At 26.3% G+C, this 15028-nt stretch carries 15 protein-coding genes; 2 read left to right on the top strand and 13 right to left on the bottom strand.

What is annotated here, in order from left to right:
• Nucleotides 1-162: 162 nt before the first annotated feature.
• Complete coding sequence (gene priS / locus ACA135_RS02830) at nucleotides 163-1140, bottom strand: DNA primase catalytic subunit PriS (protein WP_409198794.1); 978 nt, start codon at nucleotides 1138-1140, stop codon at nucleotides 163-165.
• A 210-nt stretch (nucleotides 1141-1350) separates the two neighbouring features.
• Here priS and ACA135_RS02825 point away from each other — a divergent pair, with 210 nt between their 5' ends.
• The gene (locus ACA135_RS02825; protein ID WP_409198793.1) at nucleotides 1351-1812 is read left to right on the top strand and encodes a hypothetical protein; all 462 of its coding nucleotides are present in this window, start codon (nucleotides 1351-1353) and stop codon (nucleotides 1810-1812) included.
• Between the two features lie 20 nt (nucleotides 1813-1832).
• Here ACA135_RS02825 and ACA135_RS02820 read toward each other — a convergent pair whose 3' ends face one another.
• From ACA135_RS02820 to ACA135_RS02765, 12 genes are all read right to left on the bottom strand, one after another.
• Nucleotides 1833-3167 carry a DNA primase gene (locus tag ACA135_RS02820; protein WP_409198792.1) on the bottom strand — a complete coding sequence of 445 codons (1335 nt, stop codon included), beginning with the start codon at nucleotides 3165-3167 and terminating at the stop codon, nucleotides 1833-1835.
• A gap of 25 nt (nucleotides 3168-3192) precedes the next feature.
• Entirely contained in the window at nucleotides 3193-3957 is a 765-nt protein-coding gene (gene cobM, locus ACA135_RS02815) for a precorrin-4 C(11)-methyltransferase (protein WP_409198791.1), read from the bottom strand.
• A 178-nt stretch (nucleotides 3958-4135) separates the two neighbouring features.
• Nucleotides 4136-4894, bottom strand: a complete 759-nt coding sequence (locus tag ACA135_RS02810) for an ABC transporter ATP-binding protein (protein WP_409198790.1) — start codon at nucleotides 4892-4894, stop codon at nucleotides 4136-4138.
• A 46-nt stretch (nucleotides 4895-4940) separates the two neighbouring features.
• Nucleotides 4941-5684 (bottom strand): ABC transporter permease, encoded by a 744-nt coding sequence (locus ACA135_RS02805; protein WP_409198789.1) that lies wholly within the window; start codon nucleotides 5682-5684, stop codon nucleotides 4941-4943.
• A gap of 255 nt (nucleotides 5685-5939) precedes the next feature.
• Complete coding sequence (locus ACA135_RS02800) at nucleotides 5940-6905, bottom strand: ABC transporter substrate-binding protein (RefSeq protein WP_409198788.1); 966 nt, start codon at nucleotides 6903-6905, stop codon at nucleotides 5940-5942.
• 395 nt (nucleotides 6906-7300) lie between these two features.
• Nucleotides 7301-7714: a transposase gene (locus tag ACA135_RS02795; protein WP_409198787.1), complete on the bottom strand. Its 414-nt coding sequence runs from the start codon at nucleotides 7712-7714 to the stop codon at nucleotides 7301-7303.
• Nucleotides 7715-7835: 121 nt separating this feature from the next.
• The gene (locus ACA135_RS02790) at nucleotides 7836-8858 is read right to left on the bottom strand and encodes an adenylosuccinate synthetase (RefSeq protein WP_409198786.1); all 1023 of its coding nucleotides are present in this window, start codon (nucleotides 8856-8858) and stop codon (nucleotides 7836-7838) included.
• Between the two features lie 163 nt (nucleotides 8859-9021).
• Nucleotides 9022-9564, bottom strand: coding sequence for a hypothetical protein (locus ACA135_RS02785; protein ID WP_409198785.1), 543 nt, complete (start codon nucleotides 9562-9564; stop codon nucleotides 9022-9024).
• 23 nt (nucleotides 9565-9587) lie between these two features.
• On the bottom strand, nucleotides 9588-10244 hold the full coding sequence (locus tag ACA135_RS02780) for a hypothetical protein (RefSeq protein WP_409198784.1): 657 nt from the start codon (nucleotides 10242-10244) through the stop codon (nucleotides 9588-9590).
• A 4-nt stretch (nucleotides 10245-10248) separates the two neighbouring features.
• Entirely contained in the window at nucleotides 10249-10878 is a 630-nt protein-coding gene (locus tag ACA135_RS02775; protein WP_409198783.1) for a DUF6891 domain-containing protein, read from the bottom strand.
• A gap of 37 nt (nucleotides 10879-10915) precedes the next feature.
• A complete protein-coding gene (locus ACA135_RS02770) occupies nucleotides 10916-11596 on the bottom strand; it encodes a DUF6882 domain-containing protein (RefSeq protein WP_409198782.1) in 681 nt (226 codons plus the stop codon).
• 28 nt (nucleotides 11597-11624) lie between these two features.
• Entirely contained in the window at nucleotides 11625-12860 is a 1236-nt protein-coding gene (locus ACA135_RS02765) for an LL-diaminopimelate aminotransferase (protein WP_409198781.1), read from the bottom strand.
• Nucleotides 12861-13096: 236 nt separating this feature from the next.
• Here ACA135_RS02765 and ACA135_RS02760 point away from each other — a divergent pair, with 236 nt between their 5' ends.
• Complete coding sequence (locus tag ACA135_RS02760; RefSeq protein ID WP_409198780.1) at nucleotides 13097-14920, top strand: hypothetical protein; 1824 nt, start codon at nucleotides 13097-13099, stop codon at nucleotides 14918-14920.
• Nucleotides 14921-15028: the final 108 nt, after the last annotated feature.

The following is a 15028-nucleotide window of genomic DNA, read 5'->3' as shown; positions in this document are numbered from 1 at the left end:
ATTAAAAAATAATAGAAATTAAATCAAATCAAATAATTAGTTATTAAATAAAAAAAATAGAAAAATGAAAGTCAAAATTAAAAACTAAATAATAAAACAGATTCATAATTAAAAATAACAAATATAATGGAAAAAATAAAAAAAACATTACCAAAAATTAAATTAAGAATCTTTACGTTCATATACAAATTTAGGAACAGCTTCTTTAAGTGGATCAAAATTTTCACGATTTTTAACTTCAACACATTTCATACTAACTTTACTATGAAGACTACTTGGTAAACGTAAAATACGTTTTAAATCAATAGAAACCTTTGCATCAATAGTAGAAAGATTCACTTTAGCCAAACCCCTTTCCATATCTTTATACCGCCTAGGACCTATATTAGCCTTAAAAGAACCCCAATCATCATTATTCAAATAGCCTCTATATTTAATCACATCTTTAAGCAATTTAGGATTAATACCATCAATCTCTTCATTACCTTTAAGATGTAAAATATCATATTTCACTCTTTGAGTAAAAACATTAGGATATGCAATTGGGATCATAAAATGAGGAATATCATAAGTATTATTAATACTATTAGGATTTGAAAATTTACTTTTTGGAACTTCAGCACCTGCTACATACTTCAAAACTTCACTTCGCAAACCTGTACCTGCAACAACCATATCTGGATCTAATATCCGAATATGATAACCTCTACCCGAGTAAATTAAATGAATATTTTTTATTCCTAAATCAGATTTAAGAGTATCGATTAAATTATTAACAATTTCTAATGCTTCACTTAAACAAATTTCACAAACACCATCACAATTACAGGAACGTATAGGTAAATCTTTTGCATCAACATCAAAAACATACTCTGCTTTTTCCCAACCTTCTCTACGACGAGGTTCTTGATAATAAGCTACACTAACATAAGCAGCAAAAGGAGCTTTAGCACGTAAAAATCGTCTCAAAGATTTAGGGCCTTTAAAAGTTTTATAACGATCATTTGGACCAGTCCCATTATGATCAAAACCAAATTCCTTTTTTATAATTTCATCTAAAATAAAATTAGGAACATTATTTGGAGACCATTCTTCCCTGTAATATCTTCTTCGCTCTTGTAATGATGACGGACCAAACATGACAATCTTTAAAAAAATAGTTTTTATAAATAAATGTAATTATATTTATACTATTATTTATATCTATATTAAAATTATATAAATAACTTTTTGAAGGTATAAAATATTCTTAAAATACATATAAAATTCATACTAAAATAATAAGGATAAATATATAAATTAAAAAGATTCATAGTTATTAAATAAGAAATATAAAAAGAAGTGATTAAAATGATTAGTGAAGAAGAACTAAAAAGCATTTTCAATGATATTAGTCCAAGAGCACTTGTAAAACCTGCCTTAGAAAACTGGATTCCTAATCAAAAAACTGGAATGACAATAATAGAATTAGATTCCGGAATAATAAAAGGAATAGGATTAGAACAAGGCGAAATACCAGATAATTTAAATTATGTTGAAATTTTCACCATAGAAGCGGAAGATGAACTATTTCTTCCAGAAAAATTTTTTAATGAAGAAGAATATAAAAAATTCTTGAAATATGTAGATAGAAAAAAGGACAAATATTCTCCAGATTTATTAAGTGAATTCTGTGAAAAAGAAGATATTGATGAAGAAGAACGTAAAATTAATATTTTAGCTGATTGCATCGAAGATTATAAATTCATGAATTACAATGATTGGGAAAACAGTATAATTCAAAATTATAATAATGAATGTGATAATTACTAAAAAAGCATAAATTTTCTTCATTAATTCTTTTTTTCTTCTTCTTTTATTTTACCTTCCCTAATTAATCTATTTTTTTTAATACCATAACAACTTAAAGGATTATTAATTTTTTTACAATCTTTATCAGCTTTACACAATTGAGGAAGGTGCATCTTTATTTTCTCACAACTCATTGGAGTATACCATTTAGTTTCACCTTCATGATTTAAATCAGGACTATCATGCATACCAAATCCTAGTTTAGAAATAATATTTATTTTTTCTTGGGGTTGATCTTCAAATAATGGAGGAGTACAATTATCTGCAGCTTCATAAATTAAAGGTAAAATTTCATTTTCAGTAATGACCAAATTTTTATCAATATCCGAAACTTTCACCCCACCTTCACTTGCAAAAATACCTGGATATAAACGAGCATAAGATACAAAACTAGTTAAAAGTAAAACAATAGCATCATTACGGCCACCCGAAGATACACCATTTACAGTATTATATATACATGGTGGAAATGCTTCTCTAATTAATTTTCCTATTTTAAAATTATTTGCATTAGCATAAAAAGTACTATATTTAGTCATTTCTTCAGAAATAGTTTTTTCTACATCAGAACCTAGTTTTTCAATATTAGAATGAATATTTACAAAAGAAGATTTTTCTTTAATCATTTTAATATAATTTTCAGTATTTAACATTATCATATTAGAAACTATTTGTTCTTTAAGATTTTCACCAACTAACATATCATACATGCTTTCAGGACGTCTATTATGAAATTTATCATTATAAGCATTCAAAAAATCTTCTTTACTTAAAATTATTTCACCATTGTTTATACATAAATTAGTTAAAGATAAATTACGATTATCAATAATATCTTTTAATATAGTCCATCTTGAACCCTGTGTTATGGATAATTGTTTTAAAATTGAATCAACCATATCTTGTCTTTCATTAGTTAACAAACGATTTAATCTATCAAGAATCAATGATCCTTCTGATTCTATGAAGAGTTTAGTCTCTCTAGAACTTATATTAAATTTAGTGGCTACAGCTTGTGCCAACATATGAAAAGCAATTACATCAAATTTCAATATATCCTTATTAAAAAGGTAAGAATAATCTGAAAGTTTATAATTTTTATTATTTTTACGTTCAATATACCAATTAATTCTTTTTATCGCCAAATCCCCAATACTTATAGGCACATGACTAGATTCTAAATTTTGATTTGAACTACGGTTTATAGTATCCACTAAGCCATTGTTATATTCAAATGTTTCATTTAAATTACTATTTTGTGAAACAATTTTTAAACTTTCATCAGATAATGGATTTATATATGGTATTAAATTCATTTTAAATTTTTTTCCTTAAATTTGGTTACTTTTTACTGTCACGATATTCATGTGCAAATGTTGCATCATAAAGTTTAGAATCATTGAAGTCTATAGGACCTAAAACTTCTCCTACAATAATCATTGCAGTTTTTGTAATATTGGCCTGTTTTACTTTAATTGCAATATCTTTTAAAGTACCTTTAACAATTTCTTGATCTGGCCATGTAGCTTTTTTAACTACTGCAACAGGCGTATTAATTGGATAATTTTTAGATAATTCGCTCACTACCTTATCAATCATACCCACACCTAAGAATATGCACATTGTAGCATGATGAGATGCTAAACTCTCTAATGATTCATCTTTAGGTTTAGGTGTCCTTCCTTCAGGTCTTGTTATTATGACTGTTTGAGAAATTTCAGGTAAAGTTAATTCTTTTTCTAATGCAGCTGCTGAACCAAATACTGAACTAACTCCAGGAATAAGTTCATATTCAATACTTTTTTCCTTTAATAATCTGATTTGTTCTGCAATTGCACCATAAATACTTGGATCTCCAGTATGTACTCTTGCAACCAATTTATTTTCACTTGTTGCTTTTTCCATTATTGTTACTATTTCATTTAAGTTTAATTCAGCACTATTAAAAACTTTTGCATCAGATTTACGGTTATCTAATACTTTTTTATTTACTAATGAACCAGCATATATTATGCAATCTGCTTTTTGAATAGTTTGATATCCACGAACTGTTATTAAATCTGGAGCTCCAGGACCTGCGCCAATAAATATTACTTTTCCTGTCATTAAAATCACTACTTATATATTATAACTAGAATAATTAATCCATAAATCAGTTAAATAAAAATTATTTTAATTAATTAAATCATTTATAAAATAGGATTAGATTTTTTTAACTAATAAAAGTATATACTAAAAAAAGAATTTCAAAATAAAAAAAATAAAAAAAATAAAAAAAATAAATTTATTCCATATCATGAACACCTAGAGATTCCATAACTTCCTCCTGAATTTTTAAAAATTCCGTGGATTCTCTCTTCCTTGGACGTTCCAAATCAATAGAAACTATATCTTTAACACGTCCAGGATTTTTATCCATAACAACAACTTTATCTGCCAAAAAGACCGCTTCATCCACATCATGAGTAACAAAAACAATTGTAGTATCAAATCTTTTCCAAACTCCAATTAATTGTTCTTGTAAAGTATGCCTAGTTTGCATATCTAAAGCAGAAAATGGTTCATCCATCAATTGAACCGGAGTATGATTTAATAAAGATCTAATAATAGCTACTCTTTGTTTCATACCCCCAGATAATTGATAAGGATAACTATTTTGAAAATCTTCTAAACCTACTCTTTGAAGATATCTTTTAGCAGATTCCAAATTTTCTTCCTTTTTATCAGGATAACACATATTTAATCCAAAAACAACATTATCCAATACAGTCATCCAAGGAAACAATGAGTACTGTTGAAAAATAAAACCTCTATCACGTGAAGGACCTTTAATTAAACCAGCACTATCATTAACTTCCCCAGAATCAGGTTCATCTAATCCTGCAATAATACGTAAAAGAGTAGTTTTACCACATCCAGAAGGACCCAATAAACAAATAAATTCCCTATCTTTTATATCAAGATTAATATTATCTAAAACATGGAGAATATCGCCATCTTCTTGTTTAAAAGATTTATTTACATTTTTTACTTGAATTACCAAAATATTATTCCCCTATAAAATTTATTTTAATGAAATATTATTCATTCTACCAAAATATTTGATCTTGAACTTTTCTAAACATGTAATCAAATATTATTCCGATAATACCAATAGTTAACATTCCAACTACAGTTGTTCCAGTATCAAATAAGTTTGTAGATGTTAAAATTAAATAACCTAAACCACTACTTGATCCTATCATTTCTGCAGAAATTGTACACATTAAAGCAATACTTACACCAACTTTTAACCCAGAAACTATGTAAGGAACTGCTGAAGGTAAAATTATACGGCGTAAAACATTCCAACGATTAGCACCAAGAGTTTGAGCTGCTTCAACAAGAACTTTAGGAGTTCTTTTAACACCATCCAAGGTATAAACAAGAATTGGGAAAACACAACCCATGAAGATAATGAATACCGCAGGAACTGTACCAATTCCAAACCATAAAATACTGAAAGGAATCCAAGCAACTGGTGGAATAGGGCGTAATATACTTATAACTACACTACATAAATCTTCTAATGTTTCACTACTTCCAAGCACAACACCTAAAGGTATAGCCACTATAGATGCTAGTATTAAACCTAAAAATACTTTAAATAATGTATCAATAGTATCTTTTAATAACTTTCCATTAATAATTGCAGTAAAAGCTGATTGGCAAACTTCTATAGGTCCAGGTAAAACATAAGGTGTTATTAAACCTAAGCCATCTGTTATTGCATACCAGAATATTAATACTATTACAGGCAATAATATTGGAATTATAATTTTCTTTTTATTCATTAAATCATCAATAATAATTTTTTTAAAAATTTTATAATATACGAATATAACTTAGCTCTTTTTAATATTTAAAAGTAATTAATAAATGAAACTCTTACAAAATTCTTTAAATTAAATTTTAATTAAAAAAAATAAAATAACAGAAATTTAACTCAAATAAAACCTAAAAAATTAAAAAATTAGTTAAATTAATTTAAACTTTATATTATAAAGCAAGTAATAAAATTAAAAATTAAAAAAGTAAAAATTATGATATTATTTAGTACTATTTGTACTATTAATATCATAGAAAATTTGATTATCAGTCAATTTTTGTTTTAATAATCCCATTTGAACTTCAATATCCATGAAAGATCTTACACTATCTTTATAATCAGAACTTAATCCACTTATAAAGTGAAGTTTGTTTAAAGATTGTTTTTCAACAGTAGAATTAGCTACTATATCAGAAGGTAGTAATTCTGCAGATTTATCCACATTAGAATTAATATAATTAGTTTCATTTGCATGGATTTCAACTATCTTTTTAAGTTCATCTGGATGGTTATTAATAAAATCATCACTTGCTGTAACTACACAACATGGGTGGTTAGGTAAAATATTACTAGAATCTGCAATTTCTTTCCCATAACCTTGACTTGTTGCCATAGTTACATAAGGTTCATAAGTCATCATAGCATCAATTTTACCAGTTTTAATAGCATCATTCATACTTGGTACTTTCATTGCAGATATTTTAACATCACTTTCATTCATACCATTTTTTTGAAGAGCATATTTAAGTAACATATTTTGTATTGAAGCTTCACCTGGAGTACCTACAGTTTTACCTTTAAGATCTTTAATACTAGTTATACTAGAATTTGAACTCACTACAAGTCCACTACCTTCAGTTTGAACTGCTGATACTATTTTTACAGGAACACCTTTTTGAATACTAGATAACACTGGAGTGATTCCAACATAACCAACATCAACTTCCCCACTTGCCATAGCAGTCATTAAATCTCCACCATTGTTGAATTGTACAAGATTAGTTTTAATACCTTCAGCTTGGTATTTATCTTGAGCATCTGCAACAAATAATGCAGCATCATGATCAGATGGTAAGTAACCAATATTTACAGTTCCATCATCTTGGGAGTTCATATAAAAATAAGCTCCAAAAACTGCAATTATTGCAATTATAATAATAGCTACAATTATAGTCTTTTTATTCAATTATATCACCAAAAATTTTTTAAAATAATGAGAGAGAAATTAAATTTTTTAAAAAAATTAAATTTTTACATAAAATCATTATTAATATATTATAATAAAACATTAGATATATAATAGTTTTGATAAAAAAATTTAGTGTAATCATAATATTACAATTACATAAGCATATGATAATAAAATACTTTAAAAAAGATAAAATAGTATTAGTTAATATAATAGTGCAAAATAATATATTTTTTTATTATATAAATCAAATTATAAATATATTTTATTATTAAAAGAAAGAACATTAATTTAAAAAAAGATTGAAAGACAAATACTAAAATAAATTAAAAAAAGACAAATATACAATATCAAATATAGTTTAAGGCATAAAATAATAATGACTAATAAGCTTACATCTTCTTTTCAATATCATTATTAATTTCTTTTTCATTATGATAAAATTCAGGATTATCAAATAATTTATCCCTAAATAATTTAGTTATGCGACTAATACACTGTCTACTATAACCAGTTTCCGCAACTAACTCTTTTACGGTTTTAATATTCATATTAAATAAGATATACAACATGACGCCTAAAGGGATTTTACTTTTATAAAAAAAGGTTCCACTAAAATCATTAAAATTATTTCCACATTCTTTACAAGAGTATCTACGAACTCTCCCCTGAATTCCTCGATTATTAATATCATAAGATTTACACTTAGGACAGTAAACTCCATGAACCCAACGTATGCTCCTAAAAAAAGCCATTGCAATTTTTTCATCAGGCAAATTAACTTCAGGATTAATAACACCCTTCATGATTATACTATAAATATACATTATTAATAAATTTTATGTAATATCATAATAACATTACAAAAAAATTTTATTAAATAAAAAAAATTAAAATATAAAAAATAGATTCATAAAATTTATAAATCTATAATAATTCACTTCTTAAATCAATAGTATCAACTAAATCCGGACCAGTACTAATAATAGTTACAGGAACACCAGTTTCAGTTTCAATTTGATCAATGAAATCTTTAGTTTCAGCAGATAAAGTACCATAATCTTGTGTACGTGCACAATCAGGATATAATCTATCAACACAAGTTAAAGCAATTTGAGTAGCACCATTAATTCTACAAGATTCCTTAGCTAACTCAAAATCAAAAAGACCTACTCTTCTACGACGACCAGTAACAGTACCATATTCTTCAATATCCATCTCTTCAGCTTTATTCTGATTTATTTCAGTTGAAAATGGTCCTTCACCAACACGAGTAATATAAGCTTTAAAAACATTGATAACTTCATCAATTTTTGTTGGACCTACACCTACATCTGCAGCAAAAGTACTAGCAGTAGTATCTTTACTAGTTACAAAAGGATAAGTTCCATAGTATAATGAAAGTCCAAAACCTTGAGAACCTTCAATAAAAACATCTTCACCAGCATCAATATTATCATTACATGCTACAGAAACATCGGTCAAATAATCTTGAAGTTCTGGAACATCTTTAGCCATGTCAGCTATTCTTAAAACACGATCACTATTTGCTGGACCACATCCTGAACCAGTACTGCCAATCTTTTTAAATAAATGTTCTGAACCACGATCACGATCACGATCTTCTTTAGTTATCATACTACAACGAGGATCAACAAGAGTTCTACTTTTAACATCAAACTTATCTAAATATTCTAATTCATGGAAAAATACTTCAGGATCCACTAAGACACCAGCACCAATAAGAAGTTGAGCATCTCTTTGAACAAAACCAGAAGGAATTAATCTTAAACCATATTTTTCTCCATTTAAAACAACAGAGTGACCCGCATTTGGACCTACACCTGCACGAGCTATAACTTTCGGTTTATCGTTATCACAAAGGTAAGTAATACATTTACCTTTACCTTCATCTCCCCAAGCTCCACCGACTAATATACTACAAGTCATTATTTAAATCTCCTAAAAAAAATTTTATGATAAAAAAAATTTTTTTAAATATCTTAATAAATTCATAAATCTTAAATGATAATCAATTACATTAACATATAATTATAATTAATACACCAAACAATTAATATATTTTTAAACCTTTATAAAATTAACCTAAAAATTATGCAATTTTCAATATGTCTAAAAGAATTTGAAGATACTTATACCTATCATATTTCCATTCTTCATTATATCCTAAGAATTCATCTAAAACTAAATGATTCATTTGACGAAGAACTGCTAATTGAACAATATTCTTAACATCAGCATCAATTTTTCCTTCTAAAATTAATTGACCAAAAGCTGTTGCAATAATTGTAACATCAAGCATGATTAAATCTTCATCAAAACTTTTATCTTTAATAATTTTAGTTATATTAGAATCTTCAAGAATTTCTTCATTATAATCCTCTAAATTTAAATCCCAACTATTTAAAATCCAATTAAAACACTCAATTAGAGGAGCATTGGGATTATCTTCTCTCCAATCACATAATTCAACAAAAGCCATATAACCTTCATCAGAACCAAAAGGTGCTAATTGATCCACACAATCCCAAAAAAACTCATAATCCGCTATTTCAATAGCTTTGGGGCTTGGAGTTTCACCATAAAAATCATTTGAAACATTCAAATAATTATATCCTTTATCTGTATTTTTCATATTAATCAAAAAAATTATTTTTATTATAAATTAAGGGGGAATTCTTCACATATAGAATCAAAAGAATATTCTTCATTTGTCCCTTTTTTATTCCAATAATCTAAATAGTACAAACACCATTTATTAGATAAATTTTTTATATCTTCACCAGTTAACTGCTCAAAATCATTGAAAAAATGAATATTATTACCTCCTACTGCAATACTTACATTACTAACAGTAAAACATAATAAAAAATCATAACCATTATTACCCTCTTCGTAATTTTCAACAAGTATTTTTTTATTTTCATAAAAATTTGCTATTGCTTTAAGGTAATCCCGATCTTGAAATTTAAATTGATTTTTCACTATTTTTAATGAAAATTCTTTATGAAAATTCATTAGATTATCTTTAAAATTAATTGTATCAGATTTCATTAAATTTTGTAAATCATTTGAAAGTCCTAAAAATTCCACATCTTTAATATCATTATAGAAAATAGCTAGAAAAATATTTTCACCAAATCTTATAGCTATTTCACTACTAGAATCTTCAAATTTATTAGTATCATTTTTGGGATTAAAGATTTGAACATCTTTAAATTCAAAATATAATGCATCATTAGATATTTCAAGCCATGTCCATCGTCCAGCAGTAGATATTATATCTTCAATTAGATTTAATGACTTTTTTTCCATGATATTAATCCTTTAAATTAATTTTTATATAAGTTTCAACGGCTCCTTCCATCCCATAAGTGAAATCTTCATCAAAATGTTTCATCCATTTAAATGGTTTAATACAAATTCTTTCATCAAGACTACCATCCCATTTAACATTTAAATTATTAAATTTTAATGAATCCACAATTTCATTACCAATTTTAAGAGCTAATTTTTTATTTTGTTTATAATCCCCAAAAGTTAAATATAATTCATTATCATTAATACAATCTTCTATATCATAAAAAGAGTAGAAAACAAAACCTTTAGCATCATATTTATTATTTACAAGATGAGTATAAATTTCAAATGCATCATTAACCCCCTCTTCAAAGTCAAATCCGGCATTATGAATAGGGACAATGTTTTTTTTAGCTAAATCTATAAAACTATTATTCAAACTTCTAAAAAATTTAAACTTACAATCTTTCAAATCTTCAATATGTTTTTCTAATTCTTCTTTAACTATTAAATCTATTTGATTAAAATTAACATCTTCATCTAGGAATTGTTCTTCTATTATCTCATTAATTTCTAGAGGAGCATAGAATCCAGATTTAACAAGAAGACTAATTTCATATATTATTTCTTCTTTCAATTCTACATTCATAAACAACTAACCCTTAAATTTGGTACTAATTTATTTTTTATTTCATTGTTTGAATATTAGTAACTTTTCCACGATCTGAAAATCCGACAATGACTCTTTGTTGTCCAGTTTTAGCCATTGAAAAGTCTTCTCTATCTACAAATTCATAACCTTTAAGAATAGTATAACCTTTTAATGCTTTTCTTGCATTTACGGGATAATCTATTTGAAAATCGTTATAATTATGAGAAAACTTATCTAAATCTTCATTAGTAGGTATTTCATCTGAATGAATAGTTACAAATAAAATTAAATCCCCTGCATCAACTGCATAATATGCATCTGCATCAACTAAAGGTGCAACAGTCATAAGTAAAATATGAGCTACATCAATATTAACATTAGTTAAAATGCTGTTAGAAAATTCAGGAATATTATATTCTTCACCAATTTTCTTGATTTTATTTACATCTTCAAGTAAAATTTGTGGAAAACCAACATCATCATTATCCCAAGCCCATGACCATTTTTCTTCTTTTTGTGATAATGATCCTATAATTTGCATTGGAAATTCATTATCTGGAAAAACTAATAATCCATCTTCAAAATTAATCTCGCAATTATTTTCACCTATAACTTCACTTAAATTTTGTTGTCTTTCATAAGCCATTGTACCTGTTTTAGTGAAAATATCATTAAAATCATCTTTTTTTTCTAATATATCTATGCCTTTAACCATTTTATCAAATCCTATAATTCAATTATTTTTAGAAGGATAATTTACTTATTCTATCCATTGCTTCTTTTGTGTTTTCATGTGTATTGAATGCAGTTAATCTAAGATATCCTTCACCACTTGGACCAAATCCAGAACCTGGGGTTCCAACAACATTTGCTTCTTCAAGTAATATATCAAAGAATTTCCATGAATCAACACCTTCTGGAGTTTTAACCCAAACATATGGACTATTAACTCCACCATAAGTGTTTAATCCCATTTTTAAAAAGCTTTCTCTTATAAGTTTAGCATTTTCATTGTAATAAGCAAGATTTTCTTTGATTTCTTTTTGACCTTGTTCTGTGTAAATAGATTCTGCTGCTCGTTGAACTGGATAAGAAACTCCATTGAATTTAGTGGTTTGTCTACGATTCCATAAATCATTTAATTTTACAATTTCTTTATTAGATGCTGTGATTTCAATGTCTTTTGGTACAATAGTATATGCACAACGTGTTCCAGTAAATCCTGCAGTTTTTGAATAACTTCTAAATTCAATTGCAACTTTTTTTGCTCCGGGAATTTCATAAATACTGTGTGGAACATCCTCTTCCTGAATAAAACATTCATAAGCAGCATCAAAAAGAATAATTGCATCATTTTCTATTGCATAATTTACAAATACTGTTAATTGTTCTTTAGTAAGAGTTTCACCAGTTGGATTATTTGGGAAACATAAATATATAATGTCCACAGGTTCTTTTGGAAGTTCTGGGACAAAATCATTTTCTTCAGTGCAAGGTAAATATACAATTCCTTCGAACATTCCATTATCCATTATAGGTCCAGTTCTTCCAGCCATTACATTAGTATCTACATATACTGGATAAACAGGATCAGTTACAGCAATAGTGTTATCTATACCAAAAATTTCTTGTATATTTCCTGTATCACATTTTGCGCCATCACTGATAAAAACTTCATCTAAATCAAAATTGACGCCTAATGGTTTAAATTCATTATCAATAATTGCTTTTTGTAAAAAATCATAACCTTGTTCAGGACCGTAACCATGAAAAGTGTCAGAATGTCCCATTTCTTCAACTGCATCTTTAAAAGCTTTTACAACAGTTTTAGCTAAAGGTTTTGTTACATCACCAATACCCATTTTAATTATATTTTTATCAGGATTTTCTTCCTGATATTTATTAGCACGTCTTTCTACTTCCACAAAAAGGTAACTATTTTGTATTAAAAGATAATTTTCATTAATTTTTACTACCATCTAAATTCATTTCCTATAAAATTTTTTTAATCTAAAATTTAATCTAAAATATAATATTATAATAAATTTGCTTATTATATATACTATATTTAATTATAAATTTTTTTTGTTAAAAAAGTTTCTAAAAAAGTTCCTAAAAAAAATATTTTTTCTAAAAATAAATAAAATATATATTTTATAATAATTATAATAAAATATAATTATAAATTTATAAAAAATGTGTGAGGAAAAAATAAATGAATTCACTAACAGTAGTTTTACTTTTAATAATAGCAATAATCGGTATTTGCTCTATTGTTTGGGTAAAAAAGTATTACAAAGAAATAGAAACTGAAATGCCAACAAACGGACTCAATACAACTAAATATATAAATAAACTTAAAAATCAAAAAAATAAACTTCCTGAAACTGAAGATATAAGTTCAATGTTTAATTTTAATAAAAAAGAAGAAAAAATTGATTCATATCAACAAACACAAAATATTGAAAATGATTATTCTTTAACAGATTCATTTAAAAATATGTTTACCGGGAAAAATAATAATAAAAAAGAATATTCTGCAAAAGACTTAGTTAAAGATACTATTGGTGAACCAACAACAGATTTTAAAAACAAAATTAGTGAATTCAATGACAATTTAATTAAAAACTCAAATGACAAACCTGCTTCTCTTAAAAAAGGATCAAAATCTACATATAATGAAGTTGAAACAATAACCCCTTTAAAAGAGGAAGAAAAGGAAAAATTCAAAATCGAAGATCCTATTGTTAAAACTAGTTTAAAAATAAATAATGATGACAATCAAAATACTCTCACACAACCCGAAAAAGAAAAACCAAAACTAGAAGAAAACACAAAACCCGAAGAAGAAGAAAAACCAAAACTAGAAGAAAACACAAAACCCGAAGAAGAAGAAAAACCAAAACTAGAAGAAAACACAAAACCCGAAGAAGAAGAAAAACCAAAACTAGAAGAAAACACAAAACCCGAAGAAGAAGAAGAAAAAGAAGATTTAAAAGAAACTTTAAATTCTACAAACTTATTGAATGAAATAGATAAGCCCGAAACAATAATGGATAAAGCTGTGAGTAGTGTTTCTAGTGTACCAATGAGTGATAAACAATTAGAACTTATTAATCAAACTTCCACAAAACCAACCGAAGAAAACAAAAAACATCATACTCAAAAAAGAATTAATGAAGAAGGAGTAGTAGTTTTAGATGAAAGTGATAGAAAGGATAATGTCACTCTTGAAGAAATTTTAAAAGATAAAAGTTATAATCAACCCAATGAAAATGTTGATGAAATTTACGAAGAAATAAATAATATTCCCTATAACCATACTGAAGTTGAGGATGATATTGGTAAATCATTTGAAGGTTTAGATGATGCAAGTTACCAGACAGATGAGGAAGAGGAATTTATAACTCCAATTTATGCTGAAAAACGACAAAAAGAAGAAGCTGGCGAAGAAATTGGAGATATTGAAGAATATCCTGAAGATGAAGATTTTAATGAAACTTTAACTCCATATGAAAACTTCGTTCATCGCGATAACGATCAAAAGAAAATAGAAAATGCTAGTCAACACATAGATAAATTCTATGAAAAATTAAGTGAATTTAATTTAAGTAACATAAGTAAAAAAACCAAAAAAGTTTATTCTGAAGGATCTAATAAAATCCAAGAAAACATTAAAAATAATAAAAAACATGAAAAAACTGAGAAAGATAAAAAAATTGAATTAAGTAATGATGAATTACCTAATCTTGAAGTTCCTTATGAAATTAACCATATTTCAAAACTTAGAACACCTCCAAAAACTACTGCAAAAACTACTCCCAAAACTGATTCAAACAATATTAAATCAAATACTCCAGAAACAATTAAAGTTAATGGAACCCCTATAGAACTTAAAAGAGGAGAAACAGTTATATTTAATCATAATGGAGAAACTTATTCTAGTACTATTCTTAAAACTAAACCTGGACAAATTTATGTTACTTACCGAAAACATAGAATTTGGATAAGTACAGGTTCAGTCAAGAAAAAATTCTAAATAAATTTTTATTAATATTTTTATTAATATTTTTTTAATTAAATCAACATTTCAAACTTCTTTTTAATAAATTAAAAATTTTTTAAACTTGAAAAAAGGAACTAAAAA

The organism is Methanobrevibacter acididurans, from assembly GCF_046197875.1.
Classification (GTDB): domain Archaea; phylum Methanobacteriota; class Methanobacteria; order Methanobacteriales; family Methanobacteriaceae; genus Methanobrevibacter_A; species Methanobrevibacter_A acididurans.
This window is presented reverse-complemented; position numbering and strand designations above follow the sequence as displayed.